The organism is Enterobacter sp. BIDMC 27 (assembly GCF_000534415.1).
GTDB classification, from domain to species: Bacteria; Pseudomonadota; Gammaproteobacteria; order Enterobacterales; family Enterobacteriaceae; genus Enterobacter; species Enterobacter hormaechei_C.
In genome coordinates this window covers 3,159,559-3,185,005 of sequence record NZ_KI973178.1, presented here as the reverse complement: position 1 = coordinate 3,185,005, position 25,447 = coordinate 3,159,559, and the positions used below count along the sequence as shown (strand labels likewise).

At 57.2% G+C, this 25,447-nt stretch carries 26 protein-coding genes; 7 read left to right on the top strand and 19 right to left on the bottom strand.

What is annotated here, in order from left to right:
* Positions 1-72 precede the first annotated feature (72 nt).
* The 7 genes from L463_RS07665 to sad form a co-directional block, all read right to left on the bottom strand.
* Entirely contained in the window at positions 73-1,524 is a 1,452-nt protein-coding gene (locus tag L463_RS07665; RefSeq protein WP_023296619.1) for a tagaturonate reductase, read from the bottom strand.
* A 117-nt stretch (positions 1,525-1,641) separates the two neighbouring features.
* Positions 1,642-2,169 carry a GNAT family N-acetyltransferase gene (locus L463_RS07670; protein WP_023296618.1) on the bottom strand — a complete coding sequence of 176 codons (528 nt, stop codon included), beginning with the start codon at positions 2,167-2,169 and terminating at the stop codon, positions 1,642-1,644.
* Positions 2,170-2,251: 82 nt separating this feature from the next.
* Positions 2,252-3,217: a sensor domain-containing diguanylate cyclase gene (locus tag L463_RS07675; protein ID WP_023296617.1), complete on the bottom strand. Its 966-nt coding sequence runs from the start codon at positions 3,215-3,217 to the stop codon at positions 2,252-2,254.
* 58 nt (positions 3,218-3,275) lie between these two features.
* Positions 3,276-3,638, bottom strand: coding sequence for a DUF4186 domain-containing protein (locus L463_RS07680; protein ID WP_023296616.1), 363 nt, complete (start codon positions 3,636-3,638; stop codon positions 3,276-3,278).
* Positions 3,638-4,564, bottom strand: a complete 927-nt coding sequence (gene glsB / locus L463_RS07685) for a glutaminase B (protein WP_032103017.1) — start codon at positions 4,562-4,564, stop codon at positions 3,638-3,640. Before glsB ends, L463_RS07680 begins: the two co-directional genes overlap by 1 nt.
* Before the next feature lie 62 nt (positions 4,565-4,626).
* A complete protein-coding gene (locus tag L463_RS07690) occupies positions 4,627-6,216 on the bottom strand; it encodes a methyl-accepting chemotaxis protein (protein WP_032103018.1) in 1,590 nt (529 codons plus the stop codon).
* A 127-nt stretch (positions 6,217-6,343) separates the two neighbouring features.
* Complete coding sequence (gene sad, locus L463_RS07695; RefSeq protein WP_032103019.1) at positions 6,344-7,726, bottom strand: succinate-semialdehyde dehydrogenase; 1,383 nt, start codon at positions 7,724-7,726, stop codon at positions 6,344-6,346.
* 99 nt (positions 7,727-7,825) lie between these two features.
* On the opposite strand from sad, the gene L463_RS07700 reads away from it, so the two are divergent.
* Positions 7,826-8,704: a putrescine utilization regulator PtrR gene (locus tag L463_RS07700; RefSeq protein ID WP_017382364.1), complete on the top strand. Its 879-nt coding sequence runs from the start codon at positions 7,826-7,828 to the stop codon at positions 8,702-8,704.
* Here the strand turns inward: L463_RS07700 and L463_RS07705 are convergent.
* On the bottom strand, positions 8,701-9,513 hold the full coding sequence (locus L463_RS07705; protein WP_032673217.1) for a PhzF family phenazine biosynthesis protein: 813 nt from the start codon (positions 9,511-9,513) through the stop codon (positions 8,701-8,703). The two genes, L463_RS07700 and L463_RS07705, sit on opposite strands and share 4 nt — an antisense overlap.
* A gap of 22 nt (positions 9,514-9,535) precedes the next feature.
* Entirely contained in the window at positions 9,536-10,324 is a 789-nt protein-coding gene (locus L463_RS07710) for a PhzF family phenazine biosynthesis protein (RefSeq protein ID WP_017693433.1), read from the bottom strand.
* 176 nt (positions 10,325-10,500) lie between these two features.
* Between L463_RS07710 and L463_RS07715 the strand changes: the two genes are divergently transcribed.
* A complete protein-coding gene (locus L463_RS07715; protein ID WP_023296611.1) occupies positions 10,501-11,697 on the top strand; it encodes a sugar transporter in 1,197 nt (398 codons plus the stop codon).
* A gap of 237 nt (positions 11,698-11,934) precedes the next feature.
* On the opposite strand, the gene L463_RS07720 is transcribed toward L463_RS07715, so the two are convergent.
* Positions 11,935-12,600 (bottom strand): MarC family NAAT transporter, encoded by a 666-nt coding sequence (locus L463_RS07720; protein WP_003857180.1) that lies wholly within the window; start codon positions 12,598-12,600, stop codon positions 11,935-11,937.
* Positions 12,601-12,855: 255 nt separating this feature from the next.
* Between L463_RS07720 and marR the strand changes: the two genes are divergently transcribed.
* The 3 genes from marR to marB are packed head-to-tail and all read left to right on the top strand — an operon-like array spanning position 12,856 to position 13,939.
* Complete coding sequence (gene marR, locus L463_RS07725; protein WP_017383983.1) at positions 12,856-13,290, top strand: multiple antibiotic resistance transcriptional regulator MarR; 435 nt, start codon at positions 12,856-12,858, stop codon at positions 13,288-13,290.
* A 20-nt stretch (positions 13,291-13,310) separates the two neighbouring features.
* Positions 13,311-13,691: an MDR efflux pump AcrAB transcriptional activator MarA gene (gene marA, locus L463_RS07730; RefSeq protein ID WP_001303241.1), complete on the top strand. Its 381-nt coding sequence runs from the start codon at positions 13,311-13,313 to the stop codon at positions 13,689-13,691.
* Between the two features lie 32 nt (positions 13,692-13,723).
* Positions 13,724-13,939: a multiple antibiotic resistance protein MarB gene (gene marB, locus L463_RS07735; RefSeq protein WP_015570538.1), complete on the top strand. Its 216-nt coding sequence runs from the start codon at positions 13,724-13,726 to the stop codon at positions 13,937-13,939.
* A gap of 38 nt (positions 13,940-13,977) precedes the next feature.
* Here marB and eamA read toward each other — a convergent pair whose 3' ends face one another.
* On the bottom strand, positions 13,978-14,877 hold the full coding sequence (eamA, locus tag L463_RS07740) for an O-acetylserine/cysteine exporter (RefSeq protein ID WP_023303725.1): 900 nt from the start codon (positions 14,875-14,877) through the stop codon (positions 13,978-13,980).
* Positions 14,878-15,070: 193 nt separating this feature from the next.
* Between eamA and ydeE the strand changes: the two genes are divergently transcribed.
* Positions 15,071-16,288, top strand: coding sequence for an efflux MFS transporter YdeE (gene ydeE / locus L463_RS07745; RefSeq protein ID WP_017383985.1), 1,218 nt, complete (start codon positions 15,071-15,073; stop codon positions 16,286-16,288).
* Positions 16,289-16,334: 46 nt separating this feature from the next.
* Here the strand turns inward: ydeE and zinT are convergent, their stop codons facing one another.
* The 8 genes from zinT to L463_RS07785 form a co-directional block, all read right to left on the bottom strand.
* Positions 16,335-16,973, bottom strand: coding sequence for a metal-binding protein ZinT (gene zinT, locus L463_RS07750; RefSeq protein ID WP_023296607.1), 639 nt, complete (start codon positions 16,971-16,973; stop codon positions 16,335-16,337).
* A gap of 52 nt (positions 16,974-17,025) precedes the next feature.
* Positions 17,026-17,724, bottom strand: coding sequence for an urea ABC transporter ATP-binding subunit UrtE (gene urtE, locus L463_RS07755; protein WP_032103021.1), 699 nt, complete (start codon positions 17,722-17,724; stop codon positions 17,026-17,028).
* A gap of 9 nt (positions 17,725-17,733) precedes the next feature.
* The gene (gene urtD / locus L463_RS07760; protein ID WP_032103022.1) at positions 17,734-18,531 is read right to left on the bottom strand and encodes an urea ABC transporter ATP-binding protein UrtD; all 798 of its coding nucleotides are present in this window, start codon (positions 18,529-18,531) and stop codon (positions 17,734-17,736) included.
* Positions 18,531-19,604, bottom strand: coding sequence for an urea ABC transporter permease subunit UrtC (gene urtC / locus L463_RS07765; RefSeq protein WP_032103023.1), 1,074 nt, complete (start codon positions 19,602-19,604; stop codon positions 18,531-18,533). The genes urtD and urtC overlap by 1 nt, the downstream gene beginning before the upstream one ends.
* Positions 19,604-21,178, bottom strand: a complete 1,575-nt coding sequence (gene urtB, locus L463_RS07770) for an urea ABC transporter permease subunit UrtB (protein ID WP_032103024.1) — start codon at positions 21,176-21,178, stop codon at positions 19,604-19,606. The genes urtC and urtB overlap by 1 nt, the downstream gene beginning before the upstream one ends.
* Positions 21,179-21,200: 22 nt before the next feature.
* Positions 21,201-22,472 carry an urea ABC transporter substrate-binding protein gene (gene urtA / locus L463_RS07775; RefSeq protein WP_015570544.1) on the bottom strand — a complete coding sequence of 424 codons (1,272 nt, stop codon included), beginning with the start codon at positions 22,470-22,472 and terminating at the stop codon, positions 21,201-21,203.
* Between the two features lie 200 nt (positions 22,473-22,672).
* Positions 22,673-23,776 (bottom strand): cobalamin-independent methionine synthase II family protein, encoded by a 1,104-nt coding sequence (locus L463_RS07780; protein WP_032103025.1) that lies wholly within the window; start codon positions 23,774-23,776, stop codon positions 22,673-22,675.
* A gap of 156 nt (positions 23,777-23,932) precedes the next feature.
* Entirely contained in the window at positions 23,933-24,343 is a 411-nt protein-coding gene (locus tag L463_RS07785; RefSeq protein ID WP_032103026.1) for a rhodanese-like domain-containing protein, read from the bottom strand.
* Between the two features lie 73 nt (positions 24,344-24,416).
* On the opposite strand from L463_RS07785, the gene ftrA reads away from it, so the two are divergent.
* Positions 24,417-25,415, top strand: a complete 999-nt coding sequence (gene ftrA, locus L463_RS07790; protein ID WP_032103027.1) for a transcriptional regulator FtrA — start codon at positions 24,417-24,419, stop codon at positions 25,413-25,415.
* Positions 25,416-25,447 lie beyond the last annotated feature (32 nt).

Here is a 25,447-nt window from a genome sequence, read left to right as displayed (position 1 = left end):
AAAAAAAGAACGTATAGTATGTTGTAACTAAATAGGGTCTTTAAAAAACCCGGCCAACGCCGGGCATTATGATTAGCAGAGCGGTTTTACCGCATCGCGCATGCCTTTGCTTAAAATTGCATCCAGATCCAGCGCAACCTGGTCTACCAGTCCGTTCACCAGAGTGAGATCCTGTTCCCAGTGCTCGCTCACGCTTAACACTGACGACACCAGTTCACGGGTAGTGACCTGTTTGTCGTGATGTTGCGTCCACAACTGCTGGTAACGTTCAAGCCAGTGCGCATCGTCCTGCACCGGATAGCGCTCACCGTTGCGCTCGGCACGGTAAAATGCAATCAGCGCCGCCAGAGCAAAGGTCAGACGTGCTGGCAGTTTGCCGGTCGCCTTCTGCCCTGCCAGCAGTTGCGGCAGAATGCGGGTGCGGTACTTGGTCATCCCGTTCAGGGCAATCGACAGCAGCTGATGCTTAATGTACGGATTACGGAAACGCCCCGTTACGGCACTGGCGAAGGAGTGCAGCTCGTCGCGCGGCAGATCAAGGACCGGAATAATCTCCTCATAAATAGCCTTCTCTACGAACGCGCAAATTTCCGCGTCGTTCATGGCTTCCCCTACCGTATCCAGGCCGGCCTGAAAAGCGACCGGAACCAGCGCCGTGTGCGCGCCGTTGAGGATCGCCACCTTACGCTCTTTATACGGTTTGATATCGTCAACAATCAGGACGTTGAGTGGGTATTTATCCAGGCGCAGTTCAGCTGCAAGTGATTTCGGCCCCTGAATAACAAACAGATAGAAATGTTCCGCCGTGTCGAGGAAGCTGTCGTGATAGCCCAGCCCGGCTTCCAGCTCTGCCACCTCATCACGCGGATAGCCGGTAACAATGCGGTCAACCAGCGTCGAACAGAAAGTGTTAGCATCATTCAGCCACGCAATGAATGCCGCCGGCAGCGCCCACTCCTGTGCATAGCGCAGCACCAGTTCACGCAGGGCATCGCCGTTGTAGTCGATGAGTTCGCAAGGAATGATAATCCAGCCTTTATCCGCTGCCCCGTTAAAGTGGGTAAAGCGCTCGAACAGCAGACGCGTCAGTTTGGCCGGATAGCTGACAGCTGGCGCATCGTCAAACTTATCCCCCGCGTGATAGCTGATCCCCGCCTCCGTGGTATTGGAGAAGACAAACCGCATGTCCGGGTTATGGGCGAGCTTCAGAAATTCATCGTACTGGCTGTAGACGCTGATTTCACGATTCACGGAACGAATAAGACGCGCATCGCTTACCGCTTCCCCCTGCTCATTCAGACCACGAATAATCGTGGTATACAGACCATCCTGGGTGCTCAGGGACGGCGGAAAATCGCTCTGGATCGGCCGCACAATCACCACACCGGCATTGAGATCGGTATGCTCGTTTAAGAGGTCGATTTGCCAGTCAACGAACGCGCGCAGGAAGTTACCTTCGCCAAACTGGATGATACGTTCAGGATAGCGCGCACCGGGGAAATCACGACGGTTGAGTGTGTTCACAATGGAGGTCCTTTATGATTAGTCATACAGCCTGATAAGATTGGTGTGATAACTTATCAAAACTTCAGGACCATAACCCCTGTCTGGATCAACTCAGGATGCGATGGTGAAAAATAATCACAGAAATTTATAGAACACCGAGGTCGCCGTCATGTCCCCGTTCGGCATCAGGGCGTAGCGTGGGATCTCCCCCGCCTTTTGCCAGCCTGCTCTCTGGTAAAACGTCTCCGCGCCGCTGCCGGTTGAGGTATCAAGCACCAGTACCGTAAGCGCTTTTTCACGTGCAACCGCCTCCAGGGCTTCCATCAGCGCCATTGCCGCCCCTTTACGGCGCGCGTTCTCATGAACCAGCAGTTTCGCGACATCTGCACGGTGCGGCTGGTTTTCAGGCTGATCGGTGATCAGCTGGACCGTGCCAACCAGCCCCTGCTCCGCATCAAAACAGCCCAGGACGGTACGCTCGTCGCGCCCGACGCTGTCTGCGACGCCGACCCAGAAGGTTTGGGCTTTCCCGGCAGAAAAAGGCAGCATAAAGCTGACGGAGGCGCCGCCGTTGACACAGTTGACGAGAATATCGTTGAGGGCATCGATGTGGGTGAGGATGTCCTGCCGGGAGAGAGGTTTAATCAGCATGGGAGAGTTCATTGCGCGTCCTTAGGTTGAATCTCTCCACTTTGCTATTAACATTTTTGTAACGCAATAAGTGATGACATAGGATTTCGTTATGTCATTTCTCGCCGTGGTGTTGCCGCTTCATGGCGTACATTTGCGCATCCGCGTGTTTTAGCCATGCCTGCATATCGTTGCGGTGATGATCGAACTCGCTCAGCCCCCAGGAGAACTGTAACGACCAGGGATGTAGCTGACGCGCGTTATACTTTTCCGTTTGTTCCACGAGATACTGCATCGCGATCCAGGCGCCAGGCTCATCGGTATCCGCAAACAGCACCGCGAACTCATCTCCCCCGAAACGTACCAGCAGATCGGCCTCGCGGAACGAGGAACGCATCAGGGCGGCCATCGCTTTCAGAGCTTTGTCCCCCTCCTGATGTCCGAAGCGATCGTTAATGGTTTTGAAATGGTCCAGATCCAGCCAGCCAAGGGTTAAGGGTTCTGCCCGACGCTGCGAAACCGACAGTGCAAACTGCGCAAACTGGTTAAACCCGCGACGGTTAAACAGCCCCGTGAGTTCATCGGTTGTGGCCGCGCTAACGGCCGCAAATTCATCCTCTGCCAGCGCGCTGAGATCGGCCAGTACGGCGGCATCCGCCGCGGTAAACTCACGAGGCGCGTAATCAATAAGACACAACGATCCCACGCATGCCCCGTCACGTAAACGCAGCGGGAAACCGGCGTAAAAGCGCACGCCCGGATCTCCCACCACCTGCGGATTATCCGCAAAGCGTTCGTCCAGCAGCGTGTCACTCACCACCAGCGGCGCGTCACCCAGGATCGTATGACCACAAAACGAGAGATCGCGAGGCTGGGTGGCAGGTACCTGGCCGTCGGCAGACTTCACGATCGCGGCGTGGTCATCCACCAGCGTAATCATCGCCAGCGGCACCCTGAAAAAGCGTGTTGCCAGCCGCGTAAGACGATCAAACGCGGGGTAATTGTCGATCTCAAGCAGACCGGACTCGCGCAGCGCATTCATGCGCTCCGCTTCATTCACGGGAATTTGAGGTGCCTTCATAACGTCTCCTGACGCTGAGCATTAGTAAAAGCGTAGCTTAAACAGAGACATTGTCAGTTCAGGAGGCACGATTTACCTCTATGACCAGCCAATGATGGATTACGTTGACGATATACTGTTGTTGCTGCGCACTCAGCGGCACGCCCTGCGGGATAGCGTGCCACTTAGCCAGACAGCCCCGACAGCAGGTTGCCGTGGCATGCTGGGCGATAAAAACCGGATGGCCGCGCATTGGCGTCTGCTTACCGTCATTCACCGGGTGTGCAGGCGCCAGCCGCGCGGCGACAAAATCGGCGGCATGCTTATCGATAGTCTCCGCGCCCTTATCCCAGCAGTATTGCCGCTCTTTCGTCCCTAAATGAAATCGTGAACGGAACGTGGAGCGAGCCAGGCGCGAGAACAGAGGATCTAACGTGGACATCAGTATACGGACCGTCCAAGGCGTTTGGTCAGCTGTTCCAGCGCCGCCACGCCCGCCAGTGAATTTCCGGTCTCGTCCAGTTCCGGGCTCCAGACGGCAATCGCCATCTCGTGAGGGACAATCGCCACGACCCCACCGCCAACGCCGGATTTAGCCGGCAGCCCCACGCGCCAGGCAAACTCCCCGGCATTCTGATACATTCCGCTGGTTGCCATTAAGGCGTTGATCTGCCGGGCCTGCATCGGGGAGACAACGTTCTCGCCCAGATGCGGGGCATGGCCCTGATGCGCCAGAAACAGAAAAGTCTGCGCCAGTTCGACGCAGTTCATCTTCAGCGCGCAGTAATGAAAATAGTTTTGCAGCACCGTGGCGACGTCATTATGAAAGTTGCCGAAGGACTTCATCAGCCAGGCGATGGCGGCGTTACGTGCAGAGTGTTCAAACTCAGAGCGCGCTACCACCGGATCGTAGGCGATGTCCTGCACGCCGGAAAGCTGCCGCACAATCTGGAGCATCCGCTGGCGCGGCGCGCTCAGCCGGCTTTGCAGCATATCGCACACCACCAGCGCCCCGGCGTTAATAAACGGGTTACGCGGCTTACCCTGTTCGATTTCCAGCTGGAGAAGGGAGTTGAACGGCTGACCGGACGGATCTTTGCCTACCCGCTGCCAGATCTCCTGCTCGTCATACTGGCGCATGGCGGCAACGAGGCTAAGCACTTTTGAGATCGACTGAATCGAAAAGCGCTCAAGCGCGTCTCCCGCCTGAAAACGCTGACCGTCGACAGTACAAATGGCGATACCGAGCTTATTACCGCTGATCGAAGCCAGCGCGGGAATGTAATCGGCAACCTTACCCTGCCCCAGTAACGGACGAACCTGCGCCAGAATCTCGTCCAGCATCTCATTATGGATGACCGCAGCCACACTTTGCTCCTTGCCCTCAGGCTAAAACGGGCAGCGAGTATAACAGACGCTTATACGTCACGTCAGGCAGGGAGACGAAAACGCGAGACGGCCTGCAACAAAAGATCGGACTGCTGATGCAGGCGCTCAGAGGCATTTGACGCTTCGCTAACCAGCACATCTGTCCGACGCGATACCTGATTCAGCGCCTGAAGCTGACGGGTCATCTGATGAATGCTGTCCCCCTGATTCAGGGTGGCCAGCGAAATATCATTCAGCAGGCTGCTCAGATTCGCCACCAGCCCGGTGACCTGTTGCAAATTCTCTTCCAGACGGTTTACCACCTGAGAACCTTCTTCAATGCCCTGTAGCGAGTGGTTAATCAGCGCCTGGATGGTTTGCGTAGAGTGACTGCTTTTTCTGGCCAGCAGCCCCACTTCCCGGGCAACCACCGCAAATCCGCGCCCCTGCTCTCCTGCATGGGCGGCTTCAATGGCAGCGTTGAGGGCGAGAATGTTGGTCTGAAACGCCACGCTGTCGATCATCGCGACGATCCCGCGCATCTCTGAGGATCGGTCGACGATCGTCTGCATCGAGCCATTCACCGCTGACATCATTTGCTCCCCACCAGCGGCAGCCTGTCGGGCTTCATCCGCGCGCGAGCGGGCGAGTTTAGCATAACCCGTGTTCCCCTCAACGTGGGTTTCGAGATCGGCGATGTGTGCGGTCACCTCCTCCAGCTCTTTGGCCTGTCGCGTAGACTGCTGATAAAGCTTCTGATTCCCCTGCGCAAGCGATCCGATATTTTCAACCATGGAGGTAGTGGCCTCGCTGACCTGGGTCACCAGTTGCTGGAGCCCGCGCTGCATGGCGGTAATACTGCCGCTGAGCTGGCTGATTTCACGGTTAAAGCGCACAACGTCAGGCGGCGTGCCTGACAAATCCCCTGCCGCAAGCTGGTTAATATGGATAATCAGACGGCGTAGCGGGGATATCACCCACTTCGCCATTCCGAACCAGACGGCAATGGCAATGGTCAGCAGCACCAGTGGCGCAAACAGGAACAGCCGTTGCAGGCCTGAGAGTTGTTCCATGAGCGACTGACGCCCCTGTATCGCCTGCTTCTCACTCCGTTGCTGGTAGCGTGCAAAATTGTCATTAAAATCGGTCTGAAACGCCTGGGCGGGTACGGCGAAAAAGAGGTCGATGCTGTTGGTTTTCACCAGCCCCTCTGCCTGCTCCCGGATGGCGTCGAAAAACAGCTGATAGCTGTTAACCAGCCCGTCGTCTTTCGGCGGATTAAGCGCGAGCCAGGCCTGCCATGCCTGCTGTGACGCCACCAGGGATTTTTGCGCCTCGTCCATCAGGCTATGCCAGCTCCCTTCCGAGCCGGTCTCTTTATCCTGCATAAAGTACACACCAGCGCGGTTGAGCAGATCGCTGGCCGCCAGCAGAGAAATACGGGCCTGATCCAGTCTGCTCTGCTGCTGCCAGGCCAGCTGATTGCGCTGTTCATTACGCTGGGCTTCATTCAGGGAGGCGGTCAGCAGGAAGGAGGAAGAGAGTTGCAGGGCGGAGAAAAGGCCAATAATACAAAAGATGCCGGTCAGCAGGCCAAACTGACGAGGGATAAAGCGCGGCGCAAGACGACTAAAAATTTGCGTTAGGTTCATAATTTTCTTCTGTAACAATACGTTAGACGCGAGCGAGTCTACGAAACGAAAATGACAGAACCATTACGCAAAAATGACAGGAAACGTGAATTGCCGGGTAGCGGCCTGGCCTTACCCGGCAACAAGACTAGACGCGATCCTTCCACACCGTCTGCACATTACAGAACTCATGCAGGCCGAAATGAGAAAGCTCTCGCCCGAAGCCGCTCTTCTTCACCCCGCCAAACGCGACGCGCGCATCGCTGGCGCTGTAGCCGTTGATAAAGATCCCGCCGCACTCCAGCTCGCGCGCAAAGGTTTCAGCCAGCGCATCGTTCGCGGTAAAGACCGTCGCCGATAAGCCAAAATCGCTGTCGTTAGCCAGCTGCAATGCGTGCGCCGCATCGTTCGCGATGGTAATTGCCGCCACCGGACCAAACAGCTCCTGACGAAAGGCCGTCATCTGTGGGGTGACGCCGCCGAGTACGGTTGGGGCATAATAGTTACCGGTCCCGGACATCTTCTCCCCGCCCAGCAGCAGGGTCGCCCCTTCCGCCAGCGTAGCCTGCACCTGCTGATGCAGTTCATCGCGAAGATCAAATCGCGCCATCGGGCCAATATAGTTATCTTCCTCATCCGGTGCGCCCATCTTCAGCGCCTTGACCGCGTCAACAAAGCGTTGGGTAAAGGCGTCCGCCACGCCCGCTTCCACAATAAAGCGTTTTGCCGCCGCACAAACCTGCCCGGTATTCTGATAACGTCCGGCCACCGCCGCGTTGACGGCCAGATCCAGATCGGCATCGTTCAGAACGATAAACGGATCGGAACCACCCAGCTCCAGCACGCATTTCTTCAGCGCCGCGCCCGCCTGCGCGCCAATTGCCGCACCAGCCCGAACGCTGCCGGTTACGGTCACCGCCGCGATACGACGATCGTTAATCGCCTGGCTGACGCCGTCATTCGTCGCGTTCACCCAGCCAAAGACCCCCTCCGGGAAACCGGCATCCGCGAATACCTTCCCGATCAGCTCCGCCGAGCCGAGCACATTAGGCGCATGTTTAAGCAGATAGCTGTTCCCTGCCAGCAGGATCGGCACCGCACCGCGCAGCACCTGCCAGAGCGGGAAGTTCCACGGCATCACCGCCAGAACGGGGCCAAGCGGGCGGTACTCAATCACCGCATTTTCGACCTGGGTAGATTCCGGGTGCAGCATCGCCGGGCCGTGTTCAGCGTACCAGTCGCAAAGGCTGGCGGACTTAGCCACCTCCGCACGCGCCTGCACAATGGGCTTGCCCATCTCCCGGGAGATAGTCTGCGCCATCTCTTCCGCACGACTACGCAGCGCCGCACCCAGATCGCGAAGTTTTTGCGCCCGGTGCGCCACGCTTTCGCGTCGCCACTGACGAAAACCGATATCCGCCTGCACAATGGCACGCTCAACGTCACCGGACGTTGCCCACGGGTAAGCAGCCAGCGTTTCGCCGGTAGCCGGGTTGACAGAGTGGGCATGGGTAGCAGATGAATAGGTCATGATGTTCTCCACGTAATAACAGTTGATTGATTGTGGCCTACTCTGCTATTTCTTAAAAATGAATAATACTCACCACCTTATTCACGAATCGAGAACGGAATGGACTTAACACAGCTTGAGATGTTTAACGCCGTCGCACTGACCGGCAGCATTACCCAGGCGGCGCAGAAGGTACACCGGGTGCCGTCAAACCTCACCACCCGCATCCGACAGCTAGAAGCGGATCTCGGCGTGGAACTGTTTATTCGCGAGAATCAGCGCCTGCGGCTTTCCCCCGCCGGGCACAATTTTTTGCGCTACAGCAAGCAGATCCTGGCGCTGGTTGACGAAGCGCGAATGGTCGTCGCCGGGGATGAACCGCAGGGATTATTCTCGCTCGGCGCGCTGGAAAGTACCGCCGCCGTACGCATTCCGGAAAGTCTGGCGCGGTTTAACCAGCGCTATCCGCGCATTCAGTTTGCGTTGTCCACCGGACCTTCCGGTACGATGATTGACGGCGTGCTTGAGGGGACGCTCAGCGCCGCCTTTGTCGACGGGCCGCTCTCGCATCCGGAACTGGAAGGGATGCCGGTTTACCGGGAAGAGATGATGCTGGTCACCCCTGCGGGTCACGCGGAAGTATCAAAAGCCACGCAGGTGAGCGGCAGCGACGTGTATGCCTTTCGCGCCAACTGTTCTTACCGGCGTCATCTGGAGAGCTGGTTCCATGCCGACCGCGTCACGCCGGGAAGGATCCATGAGATGGAGTCCTATCACGGGATGCTCGCCTGCGTGATTGCCGGGGCAGGCATTGCGCTGATGCCCCGCTCCATGCTGGAGAGCATGCCGGGCCATCATCAGGTGGCGGCGTGGCCGCTGGCGGAAAACTGGCGCTGGCTCACCACCTGGCTGGTGTGGCGACGCGGGGCGATGACCCGCCAGCTTGAGGCGTTTATCGCGCTGCTGAACGAGCGTCAGCCACCAGCGCCCAGTTGTTAATGATGAACGTAGTCCTGGAGTCGAAGGAAAATTTTTCCCTTCATATACAGCGTGGCCTGCCCGCCAATCAGCACGCGGTCGCCTTTCAGCTCGCAGCGCAGATCCCCGCCGCGCAAGGAGACCTGCCGGGCCGACATCTGCGTTTTACCAAGCTTTTCACTCCAGTACGGGATCAGCATGCTGTGAGCTGATCCCGTCACCGGATCTTCCGGCACCCCTTCCCCCGGGCAGAAGAAGCGGCTGACGAAATCATACTCATCCCCCGGCGCCGTAACGCAGACCATTTTCCCGAGCGGGAGCATGGCCGCGATATCCGGCGTCAGCGCTTCCACCTGCCGCTGGCTGTCGAGCACCACCATGTAGTCACGCCCCACACGCACCTCGTCTGCTGCGTTAATGCCCAGCGCGCTGAACAGCACCACGGGTGGAGTATCGACAACCTCGGTTGACCACGCCGGGAAATTAAGCGTCAGCCAGTCGCCGCTGCGTTGTACCGTCAGTTCGCCGACAAAGCGCGTGGTGAAGGTGATTTCCGTATGCGGATAATCCAGGTATTCGAAAATAACGTGAGAAGCCGCGAGGGTTGCGTGGCCGCACAGGTTAATTTCATCCTGCGTGGTAAACCAGCGCAGTTCAAACCCGTTATCCGTTCGGACAAAGAACGCCGTCTCTGACTGATTATGCTGCTTCGCCATCTTCAGCAGCGTCTCATCCGGCAGCCACGCTTCCAGCGGACACACCGCCGCCGCATTGCCGCCGAACGCCCTGTCGCTGAAGGCATCTACCAGATAAAAATCAATTTCCTGCATCGTTGGTTCCTCTTAGATTTGTTCAGCGCAGAAATACTGTGCCCTTCAGATACAGTGCCGCCTGCCCGCCCATCCGCACGCGGTCGCCCTTGAGTTCGCAGCGTACGTCGCCACCACGGGCAGAAACCTGGCGGGCAAACATCTGTGTTTTGCCAAGCCGTTCACTCCAGTACGGGATCAGCATGGTGTGCGCGGAGCCGGTGACAGGATCTTCCGGCACGGCCACGCCTGGCGAGAAGAAACGGCTGACAAAGTCGTATTCCCCCTCGTCCCGGGCAGTGACGGCCACTTTATGCTCGCCCGGCGTCATGGCGGAGAAATCCGGATTAAGGGCTTCAACCTGCTCTCGGCTTTCCAGTACCAGCACCCAGGCGCGGCCTTTTCGCGCCTCGACGTAGTGGCTGATACCGAGTGCGGTGAGCATCTCCGGTGGCGGCGTCTGTGCCTGCGTCGGGCAGGCCGGGAAGTCCAGCGTCATCCAGTCACCTTCACGACTGACGGTCAGGCGACCAGAGGCGGTGTCAAAATGAAGGCGTGAGTCCGGATAATCCAGTTCGTGAAACAGTACATACGCCGCGGCAAGCGTCGCGTGACCACAGAGATTAACCTCGGTGAGCGTGGTGAACCAGCGCAACTCGATCCCCCCTTTGGTACACACAAAAAACGCGGTTTCTGACTGGTTATGCTGTTGTGCCATTCGCAGTAACGTCTCATCCGGCAGCCACGCGTCGAGCGGGCACACCACCGCCGGGTTGCCGCCAAAGGAGGACGCGCTGAACGCATCTACCAGATAAAAATCAATCTCCTGCATCGTGTTACCGCCTGTTTTTGTTGTGTTGTTCTTTATCTTCGATGAAAACAACCCCGTTCGCTACCGCTGCATGAAGGTAAATTTTGTGATTCACATCACATAACGGTTGAGTTTTCGCCGTTTAAGGCTTTAAGATCGTCTCCTCATCTTTCAGGCAACGAATCCCAGATATCCCTATGACAACACACACGGTTTCCCGCAGAGTCGCGTGGCTACGCGTGGTCACGCTCGCCATCGCCGCGTTTATTTTCAACACCACGGAATTTGTTCCGGTTGGGCTGTTGTCCGACATCGCCGCCAGCTTCCATATGGAAACGGCACAGGTTGGCATTATGTTGACCATCTATGCATGGGTGGTGGCGCTGATGTCGCTGCCGTTTATGCTGCTGACCAGCCAGATGGAACGCCGTAAGCTGCTGATTGGGCTGTTTGTGGTGTTCATTGCCAGCCATGTGCTGTCATTTATGGCATGGAACTTTACCGTACTGGTCATCAGCCGCGTTGGCATCGCGTTTGCCCATGCCGTTTTCTGGTCGATCACCGCGTCCCTCGCCATTCGTCTGGCTCCGGCGGGAAAACGCGCCCAGGCGCTGAGCCTGATTGCCACCGGTACGGCGCTGGCGATGGTGTTAGGCCTGCCGATCGGGCGCATTGTGGGACAATACTTCGGCTGGCGCACCACCTTCTTTGCCATCGGCATGGGGGCGCTGATCACCCTGGTGTGTCTGATCAAACTGCTGCCAAAACTGCCCAGCGAACACTCCGGCTCGCTGAAAAGTCTGCCGCTGCTGATGCGTCGACCGGCGCTGATGAGCATCTATCTGCTGACCGTGATTGTGGTGACCGCCCATTACACGGCCTACAGCTATATTGAGCCGTTTGTTCAGGTTGTGGCGGGCTTTAGCGCTAACTTTGCCACCGTTCTGCTGCTGATCCTGGGCGGCGCGGGGATTATCGGCAGCATCCTGTTCGGGAAGCTGGGCAATAAGCACGCGTCTGCGCTGGTAAGCAGTGCGATTGGTCTGCTGCTGGCATGCCTGCTGTTACTGATGCCTGCGGCAGGCAGCGAGAGTCATCTGGCGATCCTCAGTCTGTTCTGGGGCGTGGCAATCATGATTATTGGTCTGGGAATGCAGGTCAAAGTGCTGGCGCTGGCCCCGGACGCCACGGACGTAGCGATGTCGCTCTTCTCCGGGATTTTTAATCTGGGGATTGGAGCCGGTGCGCTGGTGGGAAATCAGATCAGCCTGCATGTATCGATGTCGGCCATTGGTTATCTCGGGGCGATTCCGGCGCTGATCGCGCTGATCTGGTCGGTGCTTATCTTCCGTAAATGGCCGGTCGCGATGGAAGAACAGTCCAGCCACGGTTGACGTTTGTTATGCCGGGTGGCGGCTTCGCCTTACCCGGCCTACGAAGCATTAATATCCGTGTTCTTCATCACCGCCAAGATAACGGAATCTTTCATCTGTCATTTTGGTCTGACAATCATAGATACCCATTCTCGTTGCCAGAGGAGTGGTTGCAGAAGACGCATCGCTTTATATTCATAAGAATTATATCCATTGCGAGTAGGCCGGGTAAGGCGAAGCCGCCACCCGGCAACGTTCTCAATGATACGTCTTAACAATCTCCAGCACGCCGTTAATAATAAACTGCACGCCCATACAGACCAGCAGAAAACCCATCAGTCGGGAGATAGCTTCAATCCCCCCCTTACCCACCCAGCGCATAATCGCCCCGGAGCTGCGCAATGACCCCCAGACGATAATAGCGATAAGCGCAAAAATGATCGGCGGCGCAACGGTGATAACCCAGTGCGGAAATGTCGACCCATCACGCACCGTTGAGGCGGAACTGATGATCATCGCAATCGTCCCCGGCCCCGCCGTGCTCGGCATGGCTAACGGCACAAACGCGATGTTGGCGCTCGGTTCGCTTTCAAGCTCTTCCGATTTGCTTTTGGCTTCCGGGGATTCGTGCGCTTTATGCGCCGGGAACAGCATCCGGAAACCAATAAAGGCCACAATCAGCCCGCCAGCAATACGCAGACCGGGAATCGAAATACCAAAGGTATTCATCACCAGTTGCCCGGCGTAATAAGCCACCATCATTATGGCAAAGACATAGACAGAGGCCATCATCGACTGCTGATTGCGCTCTGCGCTGTTCATGTTCCCCGCCAGCCCCAGAAAAAGCGCCACCGTCGTTAACGGGTTCGCCAGCGGCAGCAACACCACCAGTCCAAGCCCCACTGCTTTAATCAAATCCAACATAATGCACCGCAGTCCTTATCCTTATTCAACATCGCAATTATAGGGGCAAATCCTCGTCCGGAGCCATCCGACAGCGTAACCATAATTGTCTCGCGTAATTCATAACCCCAGATTATCTGTATGATTTAAAAGCGTACAGAATAAGTTCCTGAAGCGTTTTAGCATTTCGTGGCATCGGCCGATTCATTCAGTTGACTTATACTTGCCTGAGCAATAATATCTGCCGTGACTAAACTACTTGCCAGGGCAACCATTGTGAAAAGCACCAGTGACCTCTTTAACGACATAATCCCACTGGGTCGTCTAATTCATATGGTTAACCAGAAAAAAGATCGCCTGCTCAATGACTATCTGTCACCGCTGGATATCACCGCAACACAGTTCAAAGTGCTGTGTTCCATTCGCTGCGAAGTGTGTATCACGCCGGTTGAGCTGAAAAAGGTGCTCTCTGTCGATCTGGGTGCGTTAACCCGCATGCTGGATCGTCTCGTCTGTAAAGGATGGATAGAACGAAGCCCTAACCCGAATGACAAACGTGGCGTACTGGTGAAACTGACCAGCGATGGCGCGGCCATGTGTGAGCAATGTCATCAATTAGTAGGACAAACACTGCACCAGGAACTGACAAAAAACTTATCGGCAGATGAAGTGGCAACGCTTGAGCTCTTACTCAAGAAAATCCTGCCGTAAACAGAAAAAGAGGTATGACGATGTCCAGACGCAATACTGACGCTATCACCATTCATAGCATTTTGGACTGGATCGAAGATAACCTGGAATCTCCACTCTCTCTTGAGAAAGTGTCTGAGCGTTCAGGTTACTCAAAATGGCACCTGCAACGGATGTTTAAAAAAGAGACCGGCCATTCATTAGGACAATATATTCGCAGCCGCAAGCTGACGGAGATTGCCCAAAAACTGAAAGAAAGCAATGAGCCGATCCTCTATCTGGCGGAACGCTACGGATTTGAATCGCAACAGACCCTGACGCGTACGTTCAAGAACTACTTTGACGTGCCGCCTCATAAGTACCGTATTACCAGTATGCCGGGTGAATCCCGTTATCTGTATCCGCTAAAACATTGCAGTTAATCATCGCCTGTTAAGACGTAACCGAGGAAATCATGAAATTCATCGCCTCCGCCGCCCTCACCTTGCTGGTGCTGGTTTCCGGCCAGAGCTTCGCGGAGCAAACCCCCAATGCGGGGCAGCAAAATAATCGTGACACCATGATTATGCCGTCCACGCAAAACCAGTCGCCCTGGGACTTCAATCACATGGGCGCTGGCAGCGACAAATCCGACGAATTAGGCGTGCCGTATTACAACCACGACCTGTAATTCGTTTTTGCCCCGCTAATGCGGGGCTTTTTTCTGCCTTAACCCCGCACCTGCGTTGCCCGACGCACCCGCAAGCCAAAGACGTTGATATACAGCCCGGCCATAATCAGCCCTGCGCCACACAGTTGCAGCGCGCTGAGCGTTTCATCCAGCAACAGTGCGGCGCTGGCAAGCCCGACCACCGGTACCAGCAGCGATAACGGCGCCACACGCCAGGTTTCATAGCGTCCGAGCAGCGATCCCCAGATACCATAGCCAATGATTGAGGCGACTAACGCCAGGTAGATCAGCGACAAAATGGTCGTCAGGTCGATCTCCACCAGGCTTTTCAACATCGCCTGCGGACCATCCAGAATAAACGACGCGGCCATAAACGGCACGATTGGGATCAATGCGCTCCAGACCACCAGCGATAAGACCGGCGGACGCGTCTCGTGCTGCATTATCAGTTTGTTAAAGATATTGCCGCACGCCCAGCTCAGCCCCGCCGCCAGGGTGAGCATAAAGCCCAGCAGCGCGACATGCTGACCGTTGAGGCTGCCTTCAATCAGCACCAGCACGCCAAAGACCGCAAGGCTAATGCCCGCCAGCTGCTTGCCCTGCAAGCGTTCGCCGAAGACAAATGCGCCGAGAATGATGGTAAAGAACGCCTGCACCTGAAGCACCAGCGAAGCCAGGCCCGCAGGCATACCGAATTTGATGGCGCAAAAAAGAAACGCAAACTGACCAAAGCTGATGGTAAGGCCGTAGCCCAGCAGCAGCTTAAGGGGAATTTTCGGGCGGGCAACGAACAGCAGCGCCGGGAAGGCCACCAGCAGGAAGCGCAGCCCCGCCAGCATCAGTGGAGGCATGTTGTGCAACCCCATTTTGATGACCACAAAATTGAGTCCCCACACCACGACAACCAGCAACGCTAACAGCCCGTCTTTCCGCGTCATTTTCCGCCCCTGAATTATTAAAATTTTGTAAACACTTCAAGGTAACAGAAAAAATAGCCCCGCGAGAAGATCATTAATTCTGGTACTGGAGAGAAGCACCTGCGGATAAATTGGGTGCTATACAAGCTGCCGATCCCATGATAATCCTGTAATAACACAACAAAAAAAGCATAAGCATTTGTCGGGCAGGAAAATGAAACCATCAATCAGGCGCTCAACCGCAGCGCTGCTGGCATCGTCATTGTTATTAACAATTGGCCGCGGGGCAACGCTGCCCTTTATGACCATATATCTCACACGCGTGTACGATATGAGCGTGGAGAATATTGGCTATGCCCTTACCGTGGCGTTGACCATCGGCGTGGTGTTTAGCCTGGGGTTTGGCATCCTGGCGGATAAGTTCGACAAAAAACGCTATATGCTGATCGCTATCGTAGCCTTTATCGCCGGGTTTGTGGCGATTCCGCTGGTGAATAACGTGACGCTGGTGGTGCTGTTCTTTGCCCTGATTAACTGCGCCTATTCCGTCTTCTCAACGGTGCTGAAAGCATGGTTTGCCGACGTGCTGACCTCCAGCGAAAAGGCGCGCGTTTTCTCACTCAACTACAGTTTCCTGAACATTGGCTGGACGATCGGGCCGCCGATCGGCACCCTGCTGGTGATGTACAGCCTACAACTGCCGTTCTGGCTGGCCGCCTTCTGCGCCGCACTGCCGCTCGGGTTTATCCATTTCTTTGTGCAGAAAAGCATAGCCTCAGACAGCCCTGAGGAGAAAATGCCATGGCAGCCCTCGGTGCTGCTGAAAGACCGGGCGCTGTTCTGGTACACGCTCTCCGGCCTGCTGGCGTCGTATGTGGGTGGATCGTTCGCCACCTGCATTTCCCAGTATGTCCTCGCCGCACATGCGGACAGTGATTTCGCAGAAAAGGTGGTGGCCGTTGTGCTGCCCGTCAACGCGGCGGTGGTCGTCACCCTGCAATACGCGCTTGGACGTAAGATCACCGCCAGCAATATCCGTCCGCTAATGACCGCCGCGACGCTTTTTTTCATCCTCGGGCTGGGCGGGTTTATGCTTTCCGGCGAGAACCTGATTTACTGGGGGATCGCGGCGGCGATTTTCACCCTGGGTGAAATTATTTATGCACCGGGTGAATACATGCTGATCGACAATATCGCCCCGCCGGGCATGAAGGCGAGCTATTTCTCCGCCCAGGCGCTGGGCTGGCTCGGCGCGGCGGCGAACCCGATGATCACCGGGCTCATCCTGACCCATCTGCCGCACTGGTCATTATTTATCATTATGATGGCCGCCATCATTGCGGCCTGGCTGATGATATTGCGCGGGATGCGCGTGAAAAGTGAAGATAGCGTGTCGGGTGGCGCTGCGCTTACCCGACCGACAAAACCCTAATCGTAAGCCGGGTAAGGCGAAGCCGTCACCCGGCAAAACCAACACCCTAGTGGTGCAACATCTCCTCCACCACCTGCTCTTTGTACATCTCATTCGGGTAGTAGGTCGGCCAGTTATCCATCTCTTTCAGCAGCGCCTCGTGGGAGGTGTTGCCCATAAAGATATGGAAGTGTGAAGAGGCTTTCGGCCCGATGATATGGTCGCTGAACTGCACAAACTTAGGCGCCTGGCTCGCGTTATCCTTGCATTCAAACAGGTAGCGCACGCCTTTTTTCCCCGACGCATAGGTCAGAATTTTGTAGCCGCTGTAGTCGTAGCGGCAGCTGCTCACCGTTTTGCCTCGGTGGAATTCCATCACGTTGTTTTCAATGCCGATGGCGTCCACGTCCGTCGCGTACCCCTTGCGGTAGTAGGTCTTCACCTCGGCAGCGGATTTTTCTCCCTTCTGCGCTTTCTTTTCGAAAACCGGATCCAGTGAACCATCAAGCAGGAACGGATAAACGGACTGCCAGGTCCCGTCCCAGTCAGACAGCTTCCTGTCCCTGACGTCTTTATCCTCAAAGACGCCGTTTGCCGCCTTCTGTTCCGCCTCTGTCATCTGATGACCGTGCGAATGGGCAAAAAGCGAGCCGCTTACCAGCAGCGTTCCCAGAGTCAGCGCAATTTTTGCAAGTTGTGCAGCCACAGCAAAATCCTCATTCCGTTTTATAAGAATGAGGATGTTATATTATAACATTTCAGATCGCAACCAGCCCGCGAACGCCCTCCTGCTCCATGTTCTCCCCGCGCCCCTGCTGGACGATGCTGCCGCGCGACATCACCAGATAGCTGTCGGCCAGCTCTGCCGCAAAATCATAAAACTGCTCCACCAGCAGGATGGCCATATCCCCCCGGTTCGCCAGGCTGCGGATCACCTGCCCAATCTCTTTAATCACCGACGGCTGAATACCTTCCGTGGGTTCATCCAGAATCAGTAACCGTGGACGGCTCGCCAGCGCGCGACCTATCGCCAGCTGCTGCTGCTGACCACCGGAAAGATCGCCTCCGCGTCGGTGCTTCATCTCCTTCAGCACCGGGAAAAGCTGCCAAATCTCCTCCGGTACGCTCCTTGCGTTTCCCGCGGAGAAGCGTGACAGCCCCATCAGCAGGTTTTCTTCTACGGTCAGACGCGGAAAAATCTCCCGCCCCTGCGGAACATACGCCACGCCGGACTGCACCCGCTGGTGCGGTTTACTGTGAGTGATGCTCTTTCCCTGCCAGACCACCTCCCCGCCTTTCACCGGGATCAGCCCCATCAGGCACCTCAGCAGCGTGGTTTTGCCCACCCCGTTGCGCCCCAGCAGGCAGGTAACTTCCCCGACGACCGCCTCAAAGCTCACCCCGCGCAGAATATGACTTCCGCCGTAGTACTGATTCAGTTCGCTAACCTGTAACATCACCTCTCCTTAACGTCCCAGATAGACGTCAATTACCTGTTCATTGGCCTGTACCTCGCGAAGCGAACCTTCCGCCAGTACCCGCCCCTGATGCAGCACCGTGACGTGGTCGGCGATGGTCTCGACGAAGCCCATATCGTGCTCAACCACCATCAGCGAATGCTTGCCTGCCAGGGTGCGGAACAGCTCGGCAGTGTATTCCGTCTCTGCGTCGGTCATACCGGCGGCGGGTTCGTCCAGCAGTAACAGGTGCGGGTTCTGCACCAGCAGCATGCCGATCTCCAGAAACTGCTTCTGTCCGTGGGAAAGCAGTCCGGCACGGCGATCGCGCTCGCTGCCAAGCCGCAGCAAAACCAGCATCTCATCAATGCGGTCGCGCTGCTCGCCGCTGAGCGTGGCCCGCAGGCTCGCCCAGACGGACCTGTCGGCTTTCATGGCGATTTCGAGGTTTTCCCCTACGGTCAGCGCTTCAAACACGGTCGGCTTCTGGAACTTACGGCCAATGCCCTGACGGGCGATGGCCGCCGGTTCCAGGGCAGTCAGATCGATGGACTGATCGTAAATAGCTTTCCCGCTTTTTGGCCGGGTTTTGCCGGTAATCACGTCCATCAGCGTGGTTTTACCGGCGCCATTAGGGCCAATGATGCAGCGCAATTCTCCGACGCCGATGTTCAGCGAGAGATCGGTCAACGCCTGAAAACCGTCGAAACTGACGTTAATGGCCTCGAGCTGCAACACCGGATCGGTCTGCTCGCGGTAACGGTCGCCCGGTAGCTGGCGGGTAAAGAGTCCTTCAGAGGGCTGCATTAATTCTCTCCCTTACGAAACAGACCGAACACGCCGCGCGGTAAAAACAGCGTCACGGCGATGAAAATCAGCCCCAGAAACAGCTGCCAGTACTCCGGCATCGCCACGGTGAAAAAGCTCTTCGCACCGTTGACCAGCGCCGCGCCAATCACCGGGCCCACCAGAGTGCCGCGTCCACCCAGCGCTACCCAGATGGCCGCTTCAATCGAGTTGGTCGGCGACATTTCACCCGGGTTGATAATGCCCACCTGCGGAACGTACAGCGCTCCCGCCAGGCCACACAGCACGGCGGAAAGCGTCCAGACCAGCAGCTTGAAACCGCGCGGATCGTAGCCGCAGAACGTGAGACGGTTTTCCGCATCGCGCACCGCCGTTAAAATGCGGCCAAATTTACTCTTCGCCAGCGCGTAGCCTGTGCCCAGGGCCAGAAGCAGCAGCACGACCGTTGCGAGAAACAGCGCGATCCGCGTGGTGGTCGCCGTGACGGAAAACCCGAGCAGCGTGGTAAAGCCGGTAAAGCCGTTATTGCCGCCAAAGCCGGTTTCGTTGCGAAAGAACAGCAGCATGCCCGCGTAGGTCAGCGCCTGGGTCATGATGGAGAAATAGACCCCTTTGATCTTCGAGCGAAAAGCAAACCAGCCGAAGACCAGCGCCAGCAGGCCGGGGATCGTCACAATTAACACCAGAGCCCATGCAAAATGCTGCGTTCCCCACCAGAACCAGGGCAGCTCGCTCCACGAGAGAAACGACATAAACGCGGGCAGCCCGTCCCCGGCCGCCTGGCGCATCAGGTACATGCCCATCGCATAGCCGCCCAGGGCGAAGAATATGCCGTGCCCCAGTGAGAGCATACCGGCATAGCCCCAGACCAGATCGAGGGCCACGGCGACAACTGCGTAGCAGAGGAGCTTGCCGATGAGCGTCAACATCCACGTAGAAACGGCCAGCGGATGCGTTGCGGGCAACAGCGCGAGAAAAGGCAGCACCAGCAGCGCCGCAACCAGCAGACTGCCGAAGATTTGCGTGGAGCGCGGTGCCCTGCGCGCCAGTGTTAAGGTCAATGGCTGGCTCATCAGTCTGTCACCCTCCCTTTAAGTGCGAATAACCCCTGCGGACGTTTCTGAATAAACAGAATGATCGCCACCAGAATCAGGATTTTGCCCAGCACGGCGCCCATCTGCGGTTCAAGAATTTTATTGAAGATCCCCAGACCAAAGGCCGCCGCGACGCTACCGGCCAGCTGGCCGACGCCGCCGAGCACCACCACCAGGAACGAATCAATGATGTATCCCTGGCCCAGCTCCGGTCCCACGTTCCCCAGTTGGGACAATGCCACGCCGCCCAGCCCGGCAATGCCGGACCCGAGGCCAAACGCCAGCATATCTACCCGTCCGGTGGGGACGCCGCAGCAGGCCGCCATGCTGCGGTTTTGCGTCACCGCCCGCACGTTCAGCCCCAGACGCGTTTTATTCAGAATGAGCCAGGTGAAGAACAGCACCAGCAGCACAAACCCGAGCACCACAATGCGGTTCCACGGTAGCGTCAGGTTGGCGAAAACCTGCACCCCGCCGGACAGCCAGGCCGGGTTTGCGACCTCAAGGTTCTGGGCGCCGAAGGTCATGCGCACCAGCTGGATGAGCATCAGGCTGATCCCCCAGGTGGCGAGCAGGGTTTCCAGCGGGCGGCCATACAGATGGCGGATCACCGTGCGCTCCAGCACCATCCCGATACCTGCCGTCAGGCAAAACGCCACCGGCAGCGCCACCACCGGATAAAGCGCCAGCCACTGAGGCATCCACTGCGCCATCACCTGCTGCACCATCCAGGTGGCATACGCCCCGAGCATCAGCATTTCGCCGTGGGCCATGTTAATCACCCCCAGCAGACCATAGGTGATAGCCAGCCCGAGCGCGGCCAGCAAGAGTACCGACCCCAACGACAGGCCCATGAAGGCCTGCCCCAGCAGTTCGCCCCACATCAGCCGGTGCTGAATACGGTCCAGGCTCTCAGCGGCGGCGGCACGTACCCGTGCGTCCGGCTCGGTTTGCGCCCGGGTGAACGGCGTCAGCGTGGCCTGAACGTCCGGATCGTCAGACTGTCCCAACAGTTCAACCGCGTTGAGGCGCGTTTCCGCCTGCGGACTCGCCAGCTGAAGATTTGCCAGCGCCAGCCTCAGCGACTGTCGGGTGACGTCATCCGTTTCGCGGTTAGCCCGCTGTTGCAGAAACCCGAGCATATCCGGCTGGGCGTCACGCTGAAGTTGCCGCGCGGCATGACGCCTTTCGGTGACACTGTCACTGACAAGCTGATGCGTCGCCAGCGCCGTGACGGTTAACACGCGCAGCCGGTTGGTCAGCCGCACGGCTTTGGTCGTTCCTTCGGCGCTCTTTGCCGCGCCCAGGGCAACCATTTCGCCGTCGATGCGGGTAAAAGCCTTCTTCTGGCTGTCGGTGTAGAGGTTCTCCTGTTGCAGCGCTTTAAGCAGCGGCAAACGTGCAGGTTCCGGCATGGCTGCCCAGCGGGTCAGCATGGCGGTCTGCTGGCTGCGGCTAGCGGCAACGAAATCATCGGCATCCGATGCCTGCACCATCCCTGGCAGCAGTCCGGTAAGCCACACAATCGCAATAATTATGCGCATGGCGTTCATGACGTCTCTCCCTGGTGGTGGCTTAGTTGCTGGCGGTTTTCATCGGCTGGTCAGGTTTTTTGTCATTCCCGGCGATAAACGGGCTCCACGGCTGAGCGCGTACCGGCTGTTCGGTTTGCCAGACGACGTTGAACTGGCCGTTGCCTTCGATTTCACCAATCATGACGGGCTTATGCAGGTGGTGGTTGGTGGCATCCATGGTCAGCGTAAAGCCGGACGGCGCGTTGAACGACTGGCCCGCCATTGCCGCGCGCACTTTGTCCACGTCGGTTGTCCCCGCTTTTTCAACCGCCTGCGCCCACATATGCAGGCCGACATAGGTCGCTTCCATCGGATCGTTGGTGACGACGGTATCGGCATTCGGCAGCTTATGGGCTTTCGCGTAGGCTTTGTAGGCCGCGACAAAAGTCTGGTTGGTCGGGTTATCGACGGATTCAAAGTAGTTCCACGCCGCCAGGTTACCCACCAGCGGTTTGGTATCAATGCCGCGCAGTTCTTCCTCGCCCACCGAGAACGCCACCACCGGCACGTCCGTGGCTTTCAGCCCCTGGTTCGCCAGCTCTTTATAGAAAGGCACGTTGGAATCACCGTTGATGGTTGAGACCACCGCCGTTTTACCGCCCGCGGAGAATTTCTTGATACTGGCGACAATGGTCTGGTAATCGCTATGACCAAACGGGGTGTAGACCTCTTCAATATCTTTATCTTCCACGCCTTTCGAGTGCAGGAAGGCGCGGAGGATCTTGTTCGTGGTGCGCGGGTAAACGTAGTCCGTTCCCAGCAGGAAGAAGCGTTTCGCGCTGCCGCCGTCCTCGCTCATCAGGTACTCCACCGCCGGGATCGCCTGCTGGTTTGGCGCCGCGCCGGTATAGAAGACGTTAGGTGACATCTCTTCACCTTCATACTGCACCGGATAGAACAGCAAACCGTTCAGCTCCTCAAAAACCGGCAGAACTGATTTGCGCGATACGGAGGTCCAGCAGCCAAACACCACGGCGACCTTATCCTGGCTCAGAAGCTGGCGGGCCTTTTCGGCAAACAGCGGCCAGTTGGATGCCGGGTCAACCACCACCGGCTCCAGCTTTTTCCCGAGCACGCCGCCTTTGGCGTTGATTTCGTCGATGGTCATCAGGGCGACATCTTTCAGGGGCGTTTCTGAAATGGCCATCGTGCCGGAGAGTGAGTGCATGATCCCGACTTTAATGGTCTCTGCGGCCTGGACGCCAAAACTGACCCCCATGGCGACCACGGAGGCGGACAAGGCGAACGCTTTTATAAAGGTACGACGGTGCATATTTTCACTCCTGAAAAAGAAAGCTGTGCGAAGACGTCCGTTACCGCCCGGACGCAGAAAAAGTAACGTCAGTTTCAGGAGAGCAAAAAGGGTGCCAGGTTGCAGAGGCAGGATTTAAACGGGTTCGAAGAGAGGATCTACGGGAAACGACTCAGAATGGTACAGCGCTGCACTGTAATAATGCAGCGCTGTGAACGATGTTACCAGACGTCGCCGGCGATTTGCGTCACCAGGCGAACTTTATCCCACTGCTGGGCTTCGCTCAGGCTGTTACCCTCTTCCGTGGAGGCAAATCCGCACTGTGGGCTGAGGCAAATCTGCTCTTTCGCCACGTAGCGCGCGGCCTCTTCCAGACGCGCTTTCACCCCTTCCGGGTTCTCCAGTTCACCGTGCTTGGTGGTGATTAGCCCCAGAACCACCTGCTGTTTACCCGGGCGCACAAAACGCAGTGGCGCAAAGTCGCCGCTACGGTCGTTGTCGTACTCCAGGAAGAACGCGTCGACGTTCACCGTACCGAACAGCACCTCCGCCACCGGCTCATAGCCGCCTTCGGAAATCCAGGTTGAGCGGAAGTTGCCGCGGCAGACGTGTAGCCCGATGGTCAGATCGTCCGGTTTGCCCTCCAGCGCCTTATTCAGCACCCGGGCATAGGTTCGGGCAAGTTCGTCTGCATCATCACCGCGCTCGCGGATCTGCCGGCGCTGGTCTTCTGAACAAAGGTAGGCCCAGACGGTGTCATCCAGTTGCAGATAGCGGCAGCCTGCATCGTAAAAGGCCCGAATGGCATCGCGCCAGGTGGTCGCCAGATCGTCAAAGTAATCTTTCAGATCCGGGTAGACCGTGGCATCAATATCCTTGCGGCCACCGCGGAAGTGCAGCACGCTCGGGCTCGGAATAGTCATCTTCGGCTGTGCGTTACCGCTGATGCTTTTGAGGTAGCGGAAATCTTCCAGCATAGGATGATCGCCGAAGCCCAGTTTGCCCGTTACGCGCACGCCATGGGCTTTGGTCTGCACCCCGTTGAACTGAATGCCCTGCTGCGAATCATAACGCTCTACGCCCTGTAGCCCGTCAAAGAAGTCAAAGTGCCACCAGGCGCGGCGGAATTCACCGTCCGTTACCACATGCAGACCGCAGGCGCACTGCTGCTCGACAACATGGCGAATGGCCTCGTCCTCAACCGCGCGAAGCTGACCGGCATCGATCTCACCGCTGGCAAATTGCAGACGGGCCTGTTTAACAGAATCCGGGCGTAAAAAACTGCCGACTACATCGGCGCGGTACGGGGCGTGGTGTCGCTGCATGGAAATCTCCTCTGTCTGTCGGCGTTAATTGCCCACAGTGATAATTCATTTCTTGAATCTTTAGACTTCTGGATGTCTAAACGTCCTGAAAAGATGTCATACCGGCTCGCCGCCGACAAACGAGAAAATTTCATCTGTGTTGAAATAAATTCATGTTCATAGGGTGGGTGATGAAGATCCCGCAAACGCGAACCGCTCATCTTCCCAGCCGGTGATGCCCCCGAGCATAATCTTGACCGGCAGACCCAGACGCGCCAGCTTCAGCGCCGCCCTGTCCGCCCCGTTGCAGTGCGGGCCTGCACAATAGACGACAAACAGCGTGCCCTCTGGCCACGCTTTCATCCGCTCGGCGGTGATCTGGCTCCAGGGTAAATGCAGCGCGCCGGGCAGATGCCGCCGGGCAAAATGTTCAGGTTTTCCGACAACGTGCAGCAGAACAAAGTCCTGCTCACCGCTGGAGACCGCGTGATGGACATCGGCGCAGTCCGTCTCGACGCTCAGACGACGCAGGAAATGCCCCACGGCTTCCTGCGGTTCAGCAGCCGGAAATTCAGTAACATAGCTCATGAATCTTCCTCATTTATGGTGTTTGTGTTAACACTACTCTATCCCTTAATTCAGCCCATGAATGCGTCCGCCTATGCCAGAAAACAGCAAAAAGATGACAAACTTAAGACATCACTCGCCGCGTGCGGTCGTGCTGGCATATGACGGTTTATGTACCTTTGAGTTTGGCGTGGCGGTAGAGATCTTTGGCTTGCCGCGCCCGGAGATGGGCGAGGACTGGTATCAGTTCGCCGTGGCGAGCGTGGATGACGGCGAGCTCCGGGCAACGGGCGGGATCCGTATTCTGGCCGATGGCGATCTGCGTCTGCTGGAGACGGCGGATCTGGTTGTCGTACCCGGCTGGCGAGGGCTGGACGAACCCGTACCCGACGCGCTCTGCCAGGCGCTCCGCGCGGCGCATGCCCGCGGCTGCCAGCTACTCTCAATCTGTTCTGGCGTTTTCGTTCTGGCAGCCTCAGGCCTGCTTGACGGGCGGAAGGCAACCACCCACTGGCGCTACACGCAAGCTCTGAAAGCACGCTATCCCGCTATCACCGTGGTTGAGGATGTGCTGTACCAGGACGAAGGCGATATTCTCACTTCCGCAGGCAGCGCCGCGGGGATTGATCTGTGCCTGCACGTGGTGCGCCGGAATTACGGTATTGAAGCGGCAAACCGCGTGGCGCGTCGGCTGGTGATCCCGCCCCATCGGGACGGCTCGCAAACCCAGCAGCTTAGCCGACCGGTGGCTCAGTTGCGGGAGAGCCAGCGCCTGGGCCAGCTGTTTGATTATCTTCACCAGCATCTGGCCGTTTCCCATACCGTCGAATCGCTGGCCCTGCGGGTGGGTATGAGTCAGCGCACCTTTCTGCGCCGTTTCCAGGACGCGACCGGAACAACGCCCGCGCGCTGGTTATTAACTGCGCGATTGCAGCGGGCAAAAGATTATCTCGAAAACAGTCGGCTCAGCATCGACAATATTGCGGAACAAACCGGATTTGGACAAAGCGGCACGCTGCGCCACCATTTCCGGCAGCAATTTGCGCTTTCGCCCGCGCAATATCGCAAACAATTTTCACAGCCGGTACGATAAACGGGCAAAAAAAAACCGCCATAATCTGGCGG